The organism is Paenibacillus sp. A3 (assembly GCF_001399685.1).
Taxonomy (GTDB): domain Bacteria; phylum Bacillota; class Bacilli; order Paenibacillales; family NBRC-103111; genus Paenibacillus_G.
Genome location: NZ_JTHN01000021.1, coordinates 40,776 through 58,784, shown reverse-complemented (window position 1 = coordinate 58,784; position 18,009 = coordinate 40,776). Strand labels below are relative to the sequence as shown.

The window sequence follows — 18,009 nt, the reverse complement described above, 5'->3', positions numbered from 1 at the left end:
CTTTTCTTGACACGCCTAATCATTGGGCTTAGTATAAAGGTGTGGGAAATTGGGTGATCCAATTATCCGAAAGTAACGTTATTCGTGGAAAGGTAACGGACAATGACCATTAAGAAAATAAAATACCACCGGGTCTATGAAGATGTCATTGAGCAGATTGAAAATATCATCCTCGAAGGCAACCTTGCTCCGGGGGACGTGCTGCCTACGGAACGGGAGCTGGCCCAGGCGTTCGGCATCAGCCGCGGCACGCTGCGCGAAGCTTTCCGCATTCTGGAGCGGGAGGGATTGATCGAAACCCGTCCGGGAGGCGGCCGTTTCCTCAGTAAAAACCTGACGAAGGCGGAAGATACGAAGCGCATCCTCGAAAATATCGAGCGGGCGACGATTATCGAGCTGCTGGAGGCCAGGGAAATTTTCGAGACGGGCATCGTGGAACTCGCGGCCAAACGGGCGACCGAGCAGGATATTGCGGAAATTGAAAGCGCTCTTGAGCGCTGGGGTACGATCGACAGCAGCTCCGACGATCCCGTCAATCCCGATCAGGCGTTCCATCTCTCGATCGCCAAAGCGACGCACAATGTCGTGCTGGTGAATCTGATCGATTTGCACATGGATCTTTTGCAGAAAACGCTGACCAAGACAGTCGATATCCCCGGCCGCAAAAGCGAAGTGTACAAGGAGCATTACGCTATTCTTCAAGCGATTAAGGAAAAAGATCCGGCGAAAGCCAAAGCGGCGCTCCTGCACCATCTCCAGCAGGTGAAGCAAAATGTTTCTTCGAACAAAACGGAGTCAAATGGATGATCAGCATCCTTTTGACGTTTAAATTGGACCACCCAATTACCCAATATCCAAAATTTGTGTGAGTTGGCGGAATACAGATAATCGTAGCGGATAGGGCGGAGGAGTCATATGGCAAAGGACGAGTTCAAAATTTTGGCCCCTTGCGGGATGCTGGGCTACGGGTTTCCGAAGTCCTCCTTTATGAACGGGATGGCTTGCGGCCCGGACGCGATCGTGGTGGACGCTGGCTCTACCGATGCAGGACCTCATAAGTTAGGCGCAGGCACGGCGATTGTCAGCAAGCAGGCCTGCAAGAAGGATCTCGAAATCATCATTACCGAGGGCGTCAAGGCAGGCATCCCGATAATCATCGGGTCGGCGGGGGGAAGCGGCGCGGAGATTCATGTGGAATGGACCCGGTCGATCGTCCTGGAAATTCTGGAAGAGCACGGGATTCGCGGCATCAAGGTGGCGACCATCTGGGCGGACATTCCCCGCGAGGTGGTGTCGGCGAAGCAGGAGGCAGGCAAGTGCGAGCCGCTGGGCCTGACCGTTGCGCCGCTGACGCCGGAACGGCTTGCGGCAACCGACCGCATCGTGGCGCAGATGGGGCACGAACCGATTGTTGCGGCGCTCGAGGAAGCGGCAGACATTATTATTTGCGGCCGAGCGTACGACCCGTCGCCGTTCGCGGCTGTCGCCATGCATCATGGCTACGATACGGCGCTTGCTTACCACCTCGGCAAAATTCTGGAGTGCGCGGCGCTTTCCGCCGAGCCGGGAACGACGAAGGATTGCATGCTCGGTACCTTGAAAGCGGATTCGTTTATCGTGCAGCCGCTCAATGAGAGCCGTAAATGTACGGCGGTGTCGGTGGCGGCGCACACGTTTTATGAGAAGGACCACCCGTACATTTTGCATGGGCCGGGCCTGGTGCTCAATCTGGAGCATTGCGTCTTTACTGAGCTTGGAGACGGCAGCGTCGAAGTACGCGGCAGTCAAATCGCCGAGACGCCGGTGTACAAGATCAAGCTGGAAGGCGCAATGAAAGTGGCTTACCGCACGTTTGTCGTCGCCGGGGTCCGCGATCCGCTGCTGATTGCGAAGATCGAAGAAGTCGAAGAGCTGGTCAAGCAGCAGGTGCGCGAGTATTACAGCGAGGTTTCGCCGGACGACTACAAGATCCATTTTATCAACTACGGACTCGACGGCGTGTTGGGCGAGCTGGAGCCGCAGCGTAAACCGGCGCATGAACTGGGGATCGTGTTCGAGGTCGTCGCCAAGACGCAGGAGCTGGCCAATGCGGTATGCAGCTCGGTGAGATCGACCTTCCTCCATTACGGGTACGAAGGAAGAAAAGCGACCGCAGGGAATTTGGCGTTTCCGTTTGCGCCCAGCGATGTGCCGTTCGGCGCGGTATACGAGTTCTCCGTTTACCACCTGATGGAAGTCTTGGACGGATTCGAAATGTTCCGGACCGATTATGAAGAGGTGTAAAATATGAAGTTATTCGATGCGGCGGCCGTCCTGCGCAGCAAAAACAGCGGCCCCTTTGAAATTACGGTTGACGTGCTGTTCGACGATCCGTCCGTTTATTACAAAATCAAAGAGCAAGGCTTGATCAATAAAGAGCTCGTATCGCGGCTCTACAATATTGAGCAGCATAACATTACGCAGATCGTCTTCTTCGATCAGGCGCTCGGATTCAAAATTACGTTTGCGAGAAAAGTTTCGTCAGGCACCTTCCTGGACCGGGACGTGTACGGGGCGCAGCAGCACGCGCCGCTGATGGAACTGGAGATCAACTTGTGATCCGTCAGGAGGTGTAACGGATGAAAGCGTATTCGAAGCTGAATCGAATATGGGCCGATAAAGTGCTCTATCTCATGCTTCTCCCGTGTCTCGCGTATTTCGTCATCTTCCATGTCTGGCCGATTATCGGCATGAAGCTGGCCTTTTACGAATACCGCATTCTTGGAGACAACGTGTACGTCGGGCTCAAATATTTCCGCGAGCTGTTCAGCACGCCCATATTCTCCAACGTACTGGCCAATACTTTAATCATTAGCGCGATGAAAATGTTCCTTATTTTTCCGATTCCGATCCTGTTCGCGCTGATGCTCAACGAGTTCGCGAACGGCAAATTCCGCAAGGCGGTGCAGGTCGTTTCGTACTTGCCCCACTTTCTGTCGTGGGTCGTCATTGCGGGCATTTGGTTCGAATTTCTGTCCCCGTCCACGGGGGCGGTGAACGATCTGATCAAGGCGCTCGGCTTTCCGCCGCAAGATTTCTTGACGGATAAAGGAAGCATCCGATGGGTGCTGATTGCCAGCGAAGCCTGGCGAAGTATCGGCTGGGACTCGATTATTTTTCTGGCCGCGATCATGGGCGTCAGTCCCAGCTTGTACGAAGCGGCTTATGTCGACGGAGCGTCCCGCTGGCACATTGTCACCCGAGTCGTGCTGCCGCATCTGTACATTCCGATGGTCACGATTTTTATCCTGAATGTCGGCTTCATTATGAATGCGGGACTTGATCAGGTACTGAACTTCACCAACGATTCCGTCAACAGCCAGATCGATATTATCGATACGTACGTCTACCGTGTCGGCTTGATCAACGGGCAATATTCGTTCGCTACAGCGGCCAACCTGTTCAAAAGCCTAATTGGCGTCGTGCTCGTGCTGTCCACTCATTTCATATCGAAGAAATTGACCTCGAAAGGCGCATGGTAAGGGGGTGCCAAGATGGTTGGCAAAAAAATAACCGTTTTCAAATTGTTGATCGGCCTGCTGCTGACGCTGCTGACGTTAACGATGTTCGTGCCGATTGTGAACATATTTGCCAGAGCGTTATCGCATCCGGATCAGGTTAATCAGCTGAAAGGCTACGATCTGCTGCCCAAGGGGTTCTCGCTGATCAATTTTCAAGTCGTTCTCGGCAATCCGATTGTCGGCAAGGCGCTGATGAATTCGCTGTTTATTACTGTGGTGGGTACCTGCTTATGTATCTTTTTTACGACGATTGCGGCCTATGTCTTAACGCGAAAAAACTTGGTCGGCAAAACCCCGATTATGATTTTTCTGATCATTATCATGATCTTCGAGCCGGGGATCGTTCAGGAATATATGGTCATGAAGGATCTGCATCTGCTCGACAGCTTATGGTCGATGGTGCTGTACCGGATGATCAACGTGTACTACTTGATTATTATGATGCGTTTTCTGGAAGAAATTCCGGAGTCCTTGCTGGAAGCGGCCAGAATTGACGGCGCCGGGCACATGACCTTGTTTATCCGCATCGTTATGCCGCTGGCACGCATACCGCTGCTGACGATCGGGATGTTCTACGCGATTGCGAAGTGGAACGAGTTTTTCAAATCCAGCATTTTCTTGTCCAGCCGCGAGAACACGGTGCTGCAGGTGCTGCTTAGACAATTCGTCGTGGAGCGGGACACTTCGACGCTGGTCGGCGCAGCAAATCTGCTTCAAAACAACAATATTGCGCAGCTCGATTTCTCTTCGCTGAAAGCGGCTACAATCGTCATTGCCATGATTCCGATTCTTATGCTCTATCCTATTATTCTGAAGTATTATACCAGCGGAGTAATGGATGGCGGCGTCAAAGAATAAACAACACAAGACATTGGGGAGGAAATAGAAATGAGAAAAGTGTTCACCCTGCTCGCCGCAAGCTTGCTGGTCATCTCCACCGCGTGCAGCTCCGGCAATTCGACAGCTCCGGGCGGTTCGGCTGCGGCACCGTCCGGCGACCAGCCGGTCACGATTACGATCGTCGACAAGGACTTGCAGCCCGACGATCCATTGCTCAAAGGCATCGAAGAAGGCATGAAAGCCGAAGGCAAAAACGTGAAGCTGAAGCTCGTTCCCGTGCAGAGCGGCACCTACTCCGAGAAGCTGGGCCTGCTGCTGCAAAGCGGCAATATTCCCGATCTGATTTATTTCCAAGGCGGCGACTACCAGTTCGCGGTCACCCAAAAAATTCTGGAAGATTTGATGCCGTACATTGAAAAATCTACGCATGTGAAAGCGTCCATGAACCCGTACAACCAGGAAAGAACGAAGAACTATCCGTATCTCGTGTGGCTGTCGCCGACGAGCAGCTCGGTTCCGGTCGTGCGTCAGGATTGGTTTGACAAGACGGCATCGGGCAAGGAACTGCTCGTTAACCCGACCGTGGACAACTACTATAACTTTTTCAAAGAGCTGAAAGAAAAGAACGGCGCGAAATTTGCGTATACGACGGCCGGTACGCTCGACGAGCTTGACGCCACATTCGGGCAGGCGTTCGGACTGACCTCCACTTGGCTGAAAGGCGAGGACGGCAAGTACGCGTTCGGCAAAACGACCTCCTTCGAAAAAGACAAGCTTGAATTTTATGCGAAGCTGTACAAGGACGGCCTGCTCGATCCCGAGTTCCTGACCAAAAAATGGGATACGAAAGAAAAAGCGTTCTACGACGGTCAAGCGGCGGTTATCGCAGGGACGCAAGGGAAAGTCATCGACCTTTACAATACGAAATCTACGTCTCAGAACGGAGCCGCCGCGAAGGTAATGCCTCTGCCGCCGGCAAAAGGGAAAGGCCAAGGGTACACCCCGGTTGACGTGAGCAAGGAGAGCCGCGGCTTCGCAATTGCCAAAACCGCGAAAAATAAAGAGATGGCCTTCGCCGTCTTGGAGTACCTGGCCAGCCCGAAAGGCCAGCTGCTGGATAAGCTCGGCATCGAAGGCGATCAATACACCGTCGTCGACAACAAAATCAAGCTGACGGCAAAATCGGCAGAATGGTATCCGCGGTTCGTCGAGTCGACCGTGAACTTCAAGCCGGAGTTCGATCCGTCGATGCCGTACCTGTCCGAGCCGGCGGCGAAATCACTGGATATGATGTCCAAGCTGTCCAAAAAAGACAACAGCTTCATCATCCCTGCGGAGCTTGCAGCCAAGTGGGACGCCTGCAACGCGCTCTACAAAGAATTTGCCGCCAACGTGGTGACGGGCAAGAAGACGATCGCGGATTTTGATCAGTTCGTGCAAGCCTGGAACGCCGCAGGCGGCAAGGAAATAACGGATTACGCCAACCAAACGATAAAATAAACGGGCGGTCAAGTGCGGGGCGGAGGCCTCGCACTTCCTGCGGAGGGGAGAGGAACCGATGCTGTCTTTTGCGGATCGGGTGAAAGGCGTCGTCTTCGGGACGGCGTACGGCGATGCGATGGGCGCGGTTGTGGAGAAAATGACCTACGGTCAAATAAAAGAAAAATACGGCCGCGTCGAAACGACGAAGACGAAATGGTGGAAGGCGGATTGGCCGGAGACGGCGCGGCTCGGCCGAATGCGCGGCCAAGGCATTGTGACGGACGATACGCTCATGACGCTGGCGCTGATGAACGTGTACTGCACGGAGCGTCGGCATCTGGACGCCTATGATATGGCGAACGAATTTGTGAAGGAAATTGCCTTCCGACCGAGGTACATTCCGGAGTTTGGCCGGGAAGCGCTTATTTTAGACCGGTTGTTTTATCCCGAGAAGCATATTTTCAACCGGCACGTGCTCGCCAATTGTGAGCCCCGCGAGGGCGGTTACGGCAATATGGTCAACTGCGGAGCGGCGATGTATATCGCTCCCGTCGGGATCGTGAACGCCTGCAACCCGAAGGGAGCGTACGACGAAGCGATCTTGTTCGCCTCCGGCCATCAAATCAGCTACGGGCTGGAAGCGGCGGGCGTGATGGCCTCCTGCGTCGCCAAGGCGTTCGAGCCGGGCGTCACGGTCCATGATGTGGCCGAAACCGCGGTGTATTACGCCAAGGACGGCACGAAGCGGGCCATTTACGCTCTTTGCGAGAAGGCTCTGCTCCTGCAAGCGGATAAAGCGGACCGGGACAAGGTTGTCCATGCTTTACACGAAGTGATGGCGGTCTACTCTCCGATGCGCGACGACGTCAACCGGAGCATCGATAAAGTTGGCATCCCTTCGAATCATTACACGCCAAGCCGGTTGTTCTCCATCGAGGAGCTGCCGCTGGCGCTGGCATACATGGTCCTGCACGACGGCGATTTCCTGGAGGCGGTCAAGGACGGCGTGAGCTCCGGCCGCGATACGGATTCAATCGGCGTCATGATCGGCGCGATCTTGGGCGCGATGCAGGGCGCTCGGGCGATCCCGGTCGATGAGATCGCGGTGTTGGAAGAAGTTAACAAGCAAGATATGGCAGGAAGCTGCGATCGGTTTACCGAAGCGGCAGCGGCGATTATTCAAGAGGATTTGGAATTGAACAGCAAGCGGCAGAAGTTTCTGGAAGTCCGGTAAATGGGCAGCGGAGTGAGCGGAATCGTTCTGGAGAAGCGTCAGCGGTCGCCTTTGTCTTCGGATTCTGACAGCTCAATGGGTTATCAAATCAAAGAATCCGGGGACAACAGCGATCGGAAGAACGATCCGCTCGCGCAGCGGTTTGCCATTGGCCTATCTTCCAGGTTCAATATTTTTAAAGGCGGTGCACGGAACATGATTCCTTCGAATTATTTAGAGAAAGTTTATGCAGGTTATTTGGGCATGAATATTGGCATAAGGCTGGGCGCGCCGGTGGAGCCGACGATCTGGACTTATGAGCGGATCAAAAATACGTACGGCGAGATTACGGACTACGTGAAGGAATTCAAAAACTTCGCTGCCGATGACGACGCGAACGGTCCGTATTATTTTCTGCGGGCATTGTATGACGATGCGGTCGACCGCGATATTACCCCGAACGACGTGGCTCGCGCCTGGTTGAACTACGCCCGCGAAGGGATCGGAATGTTCTGGTGGGGCGGCTATGGCGTCAGCACGGAGCATACCGCTTACATCAACCTGAAAAAAGGGATTCCTGCCCCGCAATCCGGCTCGATCGAGCAGAACGGGCTTATTATCGCCGAGCAGATCGGCGGGCAAATTTTCATCGATACGTGGGGCCTCGTGAATCCGTGCAATCCGAAGAAAGCCGCCGATTTCGGCGAAGCTGCGGCCCGCGTATCGCACGACGGCGAAGGGGTGCTGGGCGCGAGATTTTTCTGCGCGGCGATCTCCAAAGCGTTCGAAACGTCGGATATCCGCCAGATTATTGAAGCGGGGCTCGCTCAAATTCCTACGGATTCGCTCTACGCGCAAGTGTCGAGAGCGGTGCTGGAATTCCACGCGCAGCATCCGGACGATTTCCGGGCTTGCCGCGACATGCTCGAAAGAGACTGGGGCTACGACAAATATACCGGCGTTTGCCACATTATTCCGAATGCCGGCGTTTGCGTGCTGGCCATGATTTACGGTCAGGGCGACTTCAACCGGACGGTGGAAATCGCCACGATGTGCGGCTGGGATACCGACTGCAATGCGGGCAACGTCGGCACCGTGCTCGGCGTCGCATGCGGCTTGGAAGGCATCGCGGACAAGTACCGCAAGCCCATCAACGATTCCATCGTGATGTCGGGCATCTCCGGCTACCTGAACATTTTGGATATTCCTACGTATGCCAAGGAATTGACGATTTTGGGCTATCGTCTGGCGAAGGAGCCGTGCCCGCAGGAAATCGCTGACAGCTTTACGGAACGCGACATTTATTTTGATTTCGAGCTGCCGGGGTCGACGCACAATATCCGGGTATCCGATCCGTTCTTTTGTCAGGCGCGGCATTCGATCGAGAAAGCCTTCCGCGGCACAGGCTCGCTCGAAGTCATCTTTGACCGCATGACCCGCGGCGAGAAGTCGAAAGTCTTTTACAAGCCTTTCTACACCCGCGCCGACTTCAGCGACGAGCGGTATTCGCCGACGTTTGCACCGAGAGCGTACTCGGGTCAGAAAGTATCGATGAACATTTATCTGGATCAATGGGGCGGCAACGAGACGATGGGGATTGCTCCTTACGTCCGGCTGCACAAAAGCAAGAAAGAGCTCGTCCAAGGCTATGTCAAGCTCGTGAACCAAGAGTGGATTAAGGTGGAGTTCGTCATTCCGGATTCGGAAGGCGAGCTGATCGACGAGGTCGGCATCGTGCTCGAATCGTATTCGACGCGCAAGCCGAAAAGCTTGGGCCGCATCTTTATCGACGAATTCCGGATTTCCGGCAAAGCGGATTATACGATCGATTTCCGTAAACAGTCGGGCGATTTTGGCTGCGTGACGCCTTTTGCCCATAATCACGGCGCTTGGAGTCTGGTAGACAACTCGATGTATTTGATGACCGCCGAGCCAAGCGAAGCGTATACGGGCAACTATTTTGCCACGGATTATACGGTAACCTTGGACCTGAATCCGCAAATCGGCGATTCGCATCTGGTGGCGGTTCGCGCTCAAGGAGCGATGCGCGGGTATCATGCGGGCTTTGACGGCAAAGATCAAGTCTCCCTCTACCTGAACGATTTCGGTTATACTAAACTGACCGGAGCGAGTTACCCATGGCAGTTTGGGCAGAACTATGAATTCAAGGTGACGGTGCAAGGGCAGGTCATCACGCTGTTCATCAACGGGGAGCAAATCCTGCAGCATACGGACGGTACGTTCGGCTACGGCATGTACGGAGTCAGCACCCTGGGCGCGGCGAGAGCCTACTACAGCAATATCCGGGTCACGGAGCTCTAGAAGTCCGGTCCGGTGAATTTGTAACGAAGAGGGCGGAATCCGATGAAAATTATGGTTGTCGGCAGTGCGAATATGGATATGGTCATGCGGACGAGCCGTCTTCCCGAAATCGGGGAGACGATGCGGGGCGACGGATTTTTCCTCGCTCCCGGCGGTAAAGGGGCCAATCAAGCGGTCGCTTGCGCCAAGATGGGCGCCGAAACGTGGTTTATGGGGAAGGTGGGCGACGATATTTTCGGCCAGTCCCTGATCGATCGGCTTAGCGGCTTTGGCGTGCGCACGGACTTTCTCAAGCGCGAGCCGAATGTGACGACAGGCGTGGCAGCCATCACCGTATGCAACGGAAATAACAGCATCATTCTCGACGGCGGAGCAAACAGCGAAGTCTCCCCCGGCTATATTCGAGGGTACCAGCAGGAGCTGCTTTCAGCCGCGGCCGTCATGCTGCAGCTGGAAATACCAATGGAGACGGTTTATGAGGTGATTCATTTGGTGAAAGGCCAAGTGCCGATTTTCCTGAATCCGGCGCCTGCGGTCCCGATCGACGAAGCGATTTTGCAGGGTGTGGATTATTTTACGCCGAACGAAATCGAATGCCGCATCTACACGGGTGTCGAGATCCGGAGCACCGACGATGCTATTGAGGCGTTGAACAAGCTGCGGGCCAAAGGGATTCGCTATCCGCTCATTACACTCGGAGAAAAGGGCATCGTGTACTATAACGGAACGGAGAACGTATATAAGGAAGCGCGCAAGGTTGAAGCCGTCGACACGACGGCGGCCGGGGATACGTTCTCCGGCACGCTGGCCGCAATGATCATCGCCGGCAAAAGCATGGACGAAGCGGTGGATATCGCCCAGCGCGCCTCGTCCATTGCGGTGACCCGTTTGGGAGCGCAGGACGCGATCCCCATGTTGTCGGAAGTATTATAGGTTGGCCCAAGCACTTGCTTGCAAAAGCAGGTGCTTTTTTGCGAACAGTCCTACAGCCGGAAGCGGCGAATGCTCTCGCGAAGCTCTCCCGCAAGCAGTGTAAGCGACTCCGCGCTGCCGGAGATGCGTTCCATCGAAGCGAACTGCTCGTTCGAAGCGGCGGCGACGCTTTCCGTGCTGTCGCTGGAGGTCTGGGCGATCATCGCCGTGGACGTGACCGAGGCGGTAATCTGCTCGGTGGTCGCCGCCATTTCTTCCGCCGTGGCGGACACTTCCTGAATATGTCCGTTCAGTTGCTCAATTGAGGAGGCAATGTCGCGGAAGCTGCGGCCGGAGTCGCTTACCAGATGGATACCCGCCGTAACCTGCTCCGTAACCTCGCGGATCGCTCCGGCCGTTTCTTTTGTTTCCTCTTGAATCAAGCGGATGCGCTGGGTAATGTCCTTGGCGGCCGCTTCGGATTGGGTGGCCAGCTTCTTCACCTCGGCGGCGACGACCGCGAAGCCTTTGCCGCTTTCCCCGGCTCTTGCCGCTTCAATCGAAGCGTTCAAGGCCAGCAAATTCGTCTGATAAGCGATCTCGGAGATCAATTTCACAATGCCTCCGATTTCGTCGGACCGTTTGCTCAGCCGTTCCATGCGTTCCGAGGTCTGCGTGGTTGTTGTGGAAATGGCGTTCATCTGCTCTTCCGCTTCGTCCATCGACTCCGTGCCTTTTACCGCATTGGCGGCTGTCGTTTGGAACTGCTCCGCCATTTCCGAGGTTGCCTCTGAAATCCGACCGATTCCTGCGGCCATTTCTTCCATGACGACGGCCGTTTCTTTCGAGGTCGTCAGCTGTGCCTGCGCTCCTCCGGCGACCTGCCGCGAGGCGTCGGCAATCTGCTGCGCGGCGATCGTCGTTTGACTGGCATCGGCCGCCAGCGAATCGGCCAGCTGCGTGACCTGGTGCGAGGTTTCCGAAGAGCGGCTGATCGCCGAATGAAGCTCGCGAACCATGCGGTTCAGAGCGTCGGCCAGTTGGCCGATTTCATCGCGGCTTTTCACAGACAGCGGCGGAACGGTCAGGTCGCCGTCCGCGACCCGTACGATACTGCCAGTGACCAGACGCAGCGGGCGGGCAATCAGGAGGAGGAACAACGTGCTGATTCCGACGGCGACAGCCACACTGATTCCGAGAATGACATATACCCATATCAAGCTATCCTTATATGCTTTTTTTGCTTCCAGTGCGGAGGTTTCAGCCTGCTTGTGGTTCCATTCGACCAGACTGGTCAAATGCTTCTGCATTTCGTCGAAAATACGGTGGCCGGCATCGATCAGGATCATGGTTTGCTGGGGGTTGCTGCGGCTGGTGACTAACGTTTTTTGCGTGTTCTTTTTGAATTCGTCCCAACTTTCCTTGAAGGAAGCAAAATTGCTTCGTTCTTCGTCGGCTGTGATCTGGGACTCGTACTGCTGTACCGTCGATTCGACCAAGGCGTAGCTTGCGCCGATTTCATCCTCAAGGGTTTTGCGTGCTGCAGCATCGGTACTGTCTTTGTGGCGGAACACCAGATTAAGCACATGCTCCGTCTCGAAATAAATCCGGTTGATTTCTTTCACCTTGGGCATCGAGTTTTCGGTAACTTGTTCAACGCGGTTTTGGATAAACATCATACGGTTTAAAGCAAGAACGGCGGTGATGGTAGTAAGAAGCAACATGGTAAGGAATCCCAAAGCAAGCTTTCTACTGACAGTCCAGCGCATCGTACGAGCCCCCTCGGTTATGCTATTTTTATATTGGATATGGTTTTCAGAATAATACCAATTCGACAATCCAATGGTAAATTCCTTCTTATTCCAGCCCGTTTCGCAGCCGTTACGTCGTTTTTTGTATAAAGTTTCTATTAATTTCTGTACCATCCAGCGTATTGATATGTTTGTCAAATAAAATCTCTATTGCAGATTTTGGCAGGAAATGATATTATACAACCAATGATCGAAAGCGGAAGCACCGCCTTATTCATGTGTATTTAACCATGGATAGGGCGGTTTTTTTGTGCTCCAGGATAGAAAATTTTGTAAATATTTGTCCGATCATCTGTTCGAAAGAAGGTGAGTGACCTATGCAGCTATCCTTGCTAAAGGAAAATGAAGTCTATACGTGCGTGCTGCCTGAAAAGAAGTCCGGGCAGTATTGGGTCACTCAGACGAACCTCTTGGGTTACGAGGAACGGGTGATCGGGGTCGAAGGCGTGGAGGGCCAATGGATTCTCAAGTCGAATCCACATGCGGTCGTTCTGGATGCCGGGAGCCGCAAAGTAAGGGAGCTTGCCGTCGAGCCCCTGACGATTTATAGCGTCCTTTTGAAGAAAACGGATGAAATTGCGATTCTTCTCGCCGAACCGGTGTCTGCCGATCGGAAGATATTTCGAAGGTATAGCTTGCCCGGTAGAGGGAAAATAAAGATCGGCCGTGCGGACGGCTGCGAGATCAGGTACGCGAATAAGTATACCTCCTCCGTGCATGCGGAGCTGTTCGTTTCCGAAACGTCAATCGCGATCCGCGATACGGGGAGCTCGAACGGAACGTTTGTGAACGGGAAGAGAACGACGGAGCAGATTTTGAAACCCGGGGATATGATCTATATCGTCGGCTTGAAGATCATTGTCGGCAGCGGATTCATTGCCATAAATAATCCGGACGGCCAGATGAGCTGTAATCCCGATGTCCTTAGAACGTGCGTTAAACCGTATCCTGCGGTTCCGAATGCGGAGGATGAAATCGACGACGAGGTGCCGGAAGGCGATTTGTTTTACCGTTCTCCAAGGTTTCTCAAGGAAATCGACCGTGTCGAGATCAAGATCGACGCACCGCCGCCCCAGGTGAATCTGGAACAAACTCCGCTTATGCTCATGCTCGGTCCGTCCATTACGATGGGCATGGCTTCATTGTTTACCGGACTGTATTCTCTGCATAACGCACTGCAATCCAACGGCAAAATCATGAATGCGATGCCGACCCTTGTCATGTCCTTCAGCGTCCTGCTGGGTACGATTCTATGGCCCGTTTTGACGAGACGGCATGAAGCCAAGAAGAGACTCAAGCAGGAAAGAGTCAGGCAGGAGAAGTACAGGCTTTATATTGGGGAGGTGCGACAAAAGATACGGGATACCGGAGAACGCCAGCGCCAAGTCCTGCATGAAAATCTGGTTACGCTTGAGGAATGTGTTTCGCGAATCAAGCTGCGCAAGCGGACCCTATGGGAGCGGACCCGCAGACAAAACGATTTTTTGAAGGTACGCCTTGGACTGGGCAATCTGCCACTTCGGATTGTGTTGAAATTTCCGGAGAAAAGATTCTCACTTGAAGACGACGGGCTTCAAGAGGAGCTGTATCAGCTCATGGAGGAACCAAAAATGTTGGAGCAGGTGCCTATACCGCTTTCGCTAACGGAGGATTGGATTAGCGGGATGATCGGCACAAGAGTTGAAGTTGTCGATGCGGTCAAAGGGTTCATTGTCCAGCTTGCGGCGCTTCATAGTTATGATGAATTAAAGCTAGTCTTCATCTATGACAAGAAGGAAGGCAAGACGTGGGAATTCGTAAAATGGCTGCCTCACGTTTGGAGCGACGATAAGTCCATCCGATTTATCGCGACGGAGCCGGGCGAGGTAAAGGAGCTGTCCGTCTTTTTCGAAAAAGAAATCGCCCGAAGAGAGAGCATAGCTGCGGAGGAAGAGTTTAAGGAAGTTATGCCGCACTACGTCGTCTTCGCGATCGATAAGAGCCTGGCCGGCAAGGCGGAGATGATGAATTATATACGGAAGCAAAAAAAGAGCATAGGCATTAGCGTGATCCATCTGTACGACGAACTGAAAAACTTGCCCAAAGAGTGCTCGCTGGTCGTGGAGTTTGAAGGAGATCATTCGAAAATATATGATAAGGACGATACTTCCGGGAAGCATATTACGTTTCAGCCTCATCCGTATACCATTCAGGACGAGCTCCAGCTTGCCGTGCAACTGGCCAATATTCAACTGGATCGTTCGGGAGCAGGCTATACGCTGCCTGCCATGCTGACCTTTCTCGATTTGTTCGAGGTGGGGAAAGTCGAGCATCTGAATGCGCTGACGAGATGGCGGGATCATGATCCTGCCTTATCCCTCCAAACTCCGATCGGGGTGGATACGACCGGTGAACTTTTTTACCTGGACTTGCATGAGAAATACCACGGTCCGCATGGCTTGATTGCGGGGATGACCGGTTCCGGGAAAAGCGAGTTTATGATGACGTTCATTCTTTCGCTCGCCGTAAACTATCATCCGCATGAGGTGGCTTTTATTCTGATCGACTATAAAGGCGGGGGGATGGCCGGCGCATTCTCCAATTTGCCTCATCTGGCGGGAACGATTACGAACTTGGACGGTGCGGCGGTTAAGCGATCCCTGGTTTCCATCCAGAGCGAGCTCAAGCGAAGACAAGCGATCTTTAGCGAAACGAGCAAGCGGTTGAACATGAGCAGCATGGACATCTACAAATATCAGAGGCTGTTCCGGGATGGGAAGGTTATGGAGCCGCTGCAGCACTTGTTTATCATATCGGACGAGTTCGCGGAATTGAAGACACAGCAGCCTGAATTTATGGAGCAGCTGGTCAGCGCGGCACGTATCGGCAGAAGCTTGGGCATTCACTTGATCTTGGCGACCCAGAAGCCATCCGGGGTGGTGGATGATCAGATTTGGAGCAACAGCAAGTTTCGCATTTGTCTCAAGGTGCAGGAGAAAGCCGATAGTATGGACGTGATCAAAAGGCCGGATGCGGCCGAGCTGTCCGTCACCGGGCGATTCTATGTCCAGGTTGGCTTCAACGAGCTGTTCGAGCTCGGTCAATCCGCATGGGGAGGGGCGCCTTATTACCCGACGGATCGGGTTGAGAAAGCCAAGGACGAGAGCGTGACCGTCATCGACAATCTGGGACGCGTCGTGAAACAAGTCAAAATCGATAAACGAAAGACATTATTCCATAACCCGGCCAAGCAATTGGACGAGGTGAACCGCTATTTGGCGGCCATTGCCAAAGAAGAACGGATCAGCGTCCGGCCGCTCTGGCTGGACCCGCTTCCGGAATTCATTTATCTTGACGAGCTCAGAGAGAGTCATAAGGCTTCGCAGCAAGCCCGCGGTGTGCTGAATCCCGTGATCGGCCAAGTAGACGACCCTGCCAACCAGCGACAGTTTACGATGACATTCCCGCTGTCCAAGGAAGGTAATGCGGTCATTTACGGTGCGGCGGGAAGCGGGAAAACGACGTTCTTGACCACGTTGCTGTACTCGCTGATGGAGGAGCATACGCCGTCCGAGCTCCATGTATATATTTTAGATTTCGCTTCCGAGACCTTGCGCGCCTTCTCCAAATCGCCGCATGTGGGCGATGTCCTGCTCTCGTACGAAGCGGAGAAAATCAATAATTTGTTCAAGATGCTGTATCAAGAGACCGCGGACCGGAAAAAGCGGTTCGCAGATTATGGCGGCGATTACCAGTCCTACATGAGATCGGCACAGACTGCCGTTCCTTCCATTGTCGTTGTCGTTCATAACTATTCGGCGTTCGCGGAGTTATTCGAGGATAAGGAAGAAGCAATGGCCTACTTAACGAGGGAAGGCTTGAAGTACGGGATTTACTTCATTTTGTCCGCATTGAATACGGGCGCGGTCCGGTACCGGGTTTTGCAAAATTTTAAGCAATTGTACGTGCTTCAGCTTAACGATGCCGCCGACTATTCCAGTGTGCTCGGTCATGTGGAAGGTGTCTATCCCTCCAAGTTTAAGGGGAGAGGCATTATGAAATCCGATCGCGTATATGAATTTCAAATCGCATACACGCATCGTGATGTCGAAAACCGCTTCGAGCATATTCGCAAATATGGCGAAGAGTACGCCGCCAGATGGACGGAGCCGGTCGCAAGAAGAATTCCGATCCTGCCTGAGCTTATTGATGCAAATTTCTTGATGGATGAGATCAAGTACGGCAAGGCCGGGAAAATTCCGGTGGGCGTGGAGAAGAACAGTCTGCAGACGGCTTGCTTTCACTTTGACCGGCATTACATCCAGCTTGTACTGTCTCAAAATAACGACAATACGGGCTTTATCCAAGGGCTGGCCGAGGTCCTATCCGCTAAAGCGGAAGCCGAAATTGCCGTCATCGATCCGGATAATAAGCTGGTGGATGACGAGCTCAAAACCTATACCCATTATGGAAATCCAACGGATTGGGATCAAGTTATTGCACAGTTATTTGATACCCTCGTCCACCGCAACAATACGTATAAGGATGCGATAGCCGCTGGGGGCCCGGTTCCGTCCTTTGTCAAACAGACATGGATCATTCACTCCCTGGCAAGCTTAAACTCGCGAATCTCGGAGGATTCCAAAGATAAGCTCCGGGTTCTTCTGGAGAAAGGCGAAGTGCCGTATCAGGTGAATTTCATTATCTGCGAACGCGTTTCGTCGATTTCGTCCGTATCCTACGAAGCTTGGTTTAAGGCGAAAGTGATCCCCAACGAGGGGATTTGGCTGGGGAACGGCATGGCAGATCAATACCAGCTCAAGATCGGGAAGCTTACCAGCGAGCTGTACCAGGATATTGGGGACGACTTCGGCTATATCGTGACGAACGGAAAGCCTGTCCTCATGAAGCTGGTGACTTCGCCCTTGCATCTCAAGGAGGACGATTCCGATGGATAAAATATTGGTCGAGGTATTTGTACCGGCTTTATCCCAGACCTATGACGTATACATCCCTCTCACGACCAAGCTTTATGAAGTCGAGACGTTATTAACCGGTGCGATTGCCGAATTATCCGACGGTTATTATGCTCCAACCCGCGATACGGTTTTATGCGAGAGATCAACCGGTTCCGTTTTGGATATTGGCATGTCAGCTCACGAATCGGGGCTTCATCACGGTTCCAGGCTGATGTTAATATAAAACCTTTATTACCGAGAGGAGAATTTGCATGGCAAGAAAAATTGTCGTAGATCCCGCTAAGCTGGAAGCCGCAGCTAAAAACATGGATGGGCATGCCGCCGAGTATCAGCGTTTGTACGATCAACTGTTTAACGAAGTTAAGGCCATGGGCAATGCGTGGAAGGGGCAGGACAACATCGCTTATACGACGCAAATCGAAGGGTTCCGCGACGATTTTGAAAATATGAAAAAGCTGATGGAGCAATATTCCGAGTTCTTAAAGCATAGCGCCCAAACGTATCGGACGACGCAAACCGAAATTGCGAACTCCGCAAAAAAATTAGCGAACTAATCCATTCTTTTTAAGGAGGCCAACTACGATGTCTATCGAAGGAATCAGCATATCTACCGCAGAGGTAACGCAAACCGCGGCAACGATCCGGACACTTAACGGCAGCTTGACCGCCAAGCTCGAAGAGATTAAGAAAGAAATGAACGGGTTGACGAGCTCTTGGGATAGCGATGCCTCCCGAACCATCCAGGACAAATTCAACGCGAACTCCCAAAAGTTTAGCGATTATCGGGCGGTGGTGGACTCTTATGCGGCTTTTTTGGACAATACGGTTTCAAACTACGATGCAACCGAAACGACCATTAACAGCAACGCCAGCCAATTTAAGTAGGATCTGATTCGTATGGAGGGTGACAG

The 18,009-nt window shown here is 53.2% G+C and carries 14 protein-coding genes; 13 read left to right on the top strand and 1 reads right to left on the bottom strand.

Features of this window, described 5'->3' with window-relative positions:
• The first annotated feature begins 102 nt into the window (after positions 1–102).
• The 9 genes from QJ48_RS02615 to rbsK all read left to right on the top strand — a co-directional run bounded on the left by QJ48_RS02615 (position 103) and on the right by rbsK (position 10,350).
• Positions 103–807 carry a FadR/GntR family transcriptional regulator gene (locus QJ48_RS02615; RefSeq protein WP_054972104.1) on the top strand — a complete coding sequence of 235 codons (705 nt, stop codon included), beginning with the start codon at positions 103–105 and terminating at the stop codon, positions 805–807.
• Between the two features lie 108 nt (positions 808–915).
• On the top strand, positions 916–2,283 hold the full coding sequence (locus tag QJ48_RS02610; protein WP_054972103.1) for an acyclic terpene utilization AtuA family protein: 1,368 nt from the start codon (positions 916–918) through the stop codon (positions 2,281–2,283).
• Positions 2,284–2,286: 3 nt separating this feature from the next.
• On the top strand, positions 2,287–2,598 hold the full coding sequence (locus QJ48_RS02605) for a DUF4387 domain-containing protein (RefSeq protein WP_054972102.1): 312 nt from the start codon (positions 2,287–2,289) through the stop codon (positions 2,596–2,598).
• A gap of 20 nt (positions 2,599–2,618) precedes the next feature.
• Positions 2,619–3,521 (top strand): sugar ABC transporter permease, encoded by a 903-nt coding sequence (locus QJ48_RS02600; RefSeq protein ID WP_054972101.1) that lies wholly within the window; start codon positions 2,619–2,621, stop codon positions 3,519–3,521.
• 12 nt (positions 3,522–3,533) lie between these two features.
• A complete protein-coding gene (locus QJ48_RS02595) occupies positions 3,534–4,418 on the top strand; it encodes a carbohydrate ABC transporter permease (RefSeq protein ID WP_054972100.1) in 885 nt (294 codons plus the stop codon).
• A gap of 30 nt (positions 4,419–4,448) precedes the next feature.
• A complete protein-coding gene (locus QJ48_RS02590) occupies positions 4,449–5,900 on the top strand; it encodes an extracellular solute-binding protein (RefSeq protein WP_054972099.1) in 1,452 nt (483 codons plus the stop codon).
• A gap of 58 nt (positions 5,901–5,958) precedes the next feature.
• Complete coding sequence (locus QJ48_RS02585; protein ID WP_054972098.1) at positions 5,959–7,116, top strand: ADP-ribosylglycohydrolase family protein; 1,158 nt, start codon at positions 5,959–5,961, stop codon at positions 7,114–7,116.
• A complete protein-coding gene (locus QJ48_RS02580; protein WP_237762783.1) occupies positions 7,117–9,417 on the top strand; it encodes an ADP-ribosylglycohydrolase family protein in 2,301 nt (766 codons plus the stop codon). It begins immediately after the preceding gene.
• Positions 9,418–9,459: 42 nt separating this feature from the next.
• Positions 9,460–10,350, top strand: a complete 891-nt coding sequence (gene rbsK, locus QJ48_RS02575; protein ID WP_054972097.1) for a ribokinase — start codon at positions 9,460–9,462, stop codon at positions 10,348–10,350.
• Between the two features lie 50 nt (positions 10,351–10,400).
• Here the strand turns inward: rbsK and QJ48_RS02570 are convergent, their stop codons facing one another.
• The gene (locus tag QJ48_RS02570) at positions 10,401–12,098 is read right to left on the bottom strand and encodes a methyl-accepting chemotaxis protein (RefSeq protein WP_054972096.1); all 1,698 of its coding nucleotides are present in this window, start codon (positions 12,096–12,098) and stop codon (positions 10,401–10,403) included.
• 359 nt (positions 12,099–12,457) lie between these two features.
• On the opposite strand from QJ48_RS02570, the gene essC reads away from it, so the two are divergent.
• From essC to QJ48_RS02550, 4 genes are read left to right on the top strand one after another with little or no spacing between them, the layout of a single operon-like run.
• Positions 12,458–17,077: a type VII secretion protein EssC gene (gene essC, locus QJ48_RS02565; protein WP_054972095.1), complete on the top strand. Its 4,620-nt coding sequence runs from the start codon at positions 12,458–12,460 to the stop codon at positions 17,075–17,077.
• Positions 17,070–17,321, top strand: coding sequence for a hypothetical protein (locus QJ48_RS02560; RefSeq protein ID WP_054972094.1), 252 nt, complete (start codon positions 17,070–17,072; stop codon positions 17,319–17,321). Before essC ends, QJ48_RS02560 begins: the two co-directional genes overlap by 8 nt.
• A 28-nt stretch (positions 17,322–17,349) precedes the next feature.
• Positions 17,350–17,652 carry a WXG100 family type VII secretion target gene (locus QJ48_RS02555; RefSeq protein WP_010496611.1) on the top strand — a complete coding sequence of 101 codons (303 nt, stop codon included), beginning with the start codon at positions 17,350–17,352 and terminating at the stop codon, positions 17,650–17,652.
• 28 nt (positions 17,653–17,680) lie between these two features.
• Positions 17,681–17,983: a pore-forming ESAT-6 family protein gene (locus tag QJ48_RS02550; RefSeq protein WP_010496610.1), complete on the top strand. Its 303-nt coding sequence runs from the start codon at positions 17,681–17,683 to the stop codon at positions 17,981–17,983.
• Positions 17,984–18,009: the final 26 nt, after the last annotated feature.

Coding starts and splice junctions, on each gene's coding strand:
- QJ48_RS02615 (WP_054972104.1), top strand. CDS start 103: ATGACCATTAAGAAAATAAAATACCACCGGGTCTATGAAGATGTCATT.
- QJ48_RS02610 (WP_054972103.1), top strand. CDS start 916: ATGGCAAAGGACGAGTTCAAAATTTTGGCCCCTTGCGGGATGCTGGGC.
- QJ48_RS02605 (WP_054972102.1), top strand. CDS start 2,287: ATGAAGTTATTCGATGCGGCGGCCGTCCTGCGCAGCAAAAACAGCGGC.
- QJ48_RS02600 (WP_054972101.1), top strand. CDS start 2,619: ATGAAAGCGTATTCGAAGCTGAATCGAATATGGGCCGATAAAGTGCTC.
- QJ48_RS02595 (WP_054972100.1), top strand. CDS start 3,534: ATGGTTGGCAAAAAAATAACCGTTTTCAAATTGTTGATCGGCCTGCTG.
- QJ48_RS02590 (WP_054972099.1), top strand. CDS start 4,449: ATGAGAAAAGTGTTCACCCTGCTCGCCGCAAGCTTGCTGGTCATCTCC.
- QJ48_RS02585 (WP_054972098.1), top strand. CDS start 5,959: ATGCTGTCTTTTGCGGATCGGGTGAAAGGCGTCGTCTTCGGGACGGCG.
- QJ48_RS02580 (WP_237762783.1), top strand. CDS start 7,117: ATGGGCAGCGGAGTGAGCGGAATCGTTCTGGAGAAGCGTCAGCGGTCG.
- rbsK (WP_054972097.1), top strand. CDS start 9,460: ATGAAAATTATGGTTGTCGGCAGTGCGAATATGGATATGGTCATGCGG.
- QJ48_RS02570 (WP_054972096.1), bottom strand. CDS start 12,098: ATGCGCTGGACTGTCAGTAGAAAGCTTGCTTTGGGATTCCTTACCATG.
- essC (WP_054972095.1), top strand. CDS start 12,458: ATGCAGCTATCCTTGCTAAAGGAAAATGAAGTCTATACGTGCGTGCTG.
- QJ48_RS02560 (WP_054972094.1), top strand. CDS start 17,070: ATGGATAAAATATTGGTCGAGGTATTTGTACCGGCTTTATCCCAGACC.
- QJ48_RS02555 (WP_010496611.1), top strand. CDS start 17,350: ATGGCAAGAAAAATTGTCGTAGATCCCGCTAAGCTGGAAGCCGCAGCT.
- QJ48_RS02550 (WP_010496610.1), top strand. CDS start 17,681: ATGTCTATCGAAGGAATCAGCATATCTACCGCAGAGGTAACGCAAACC.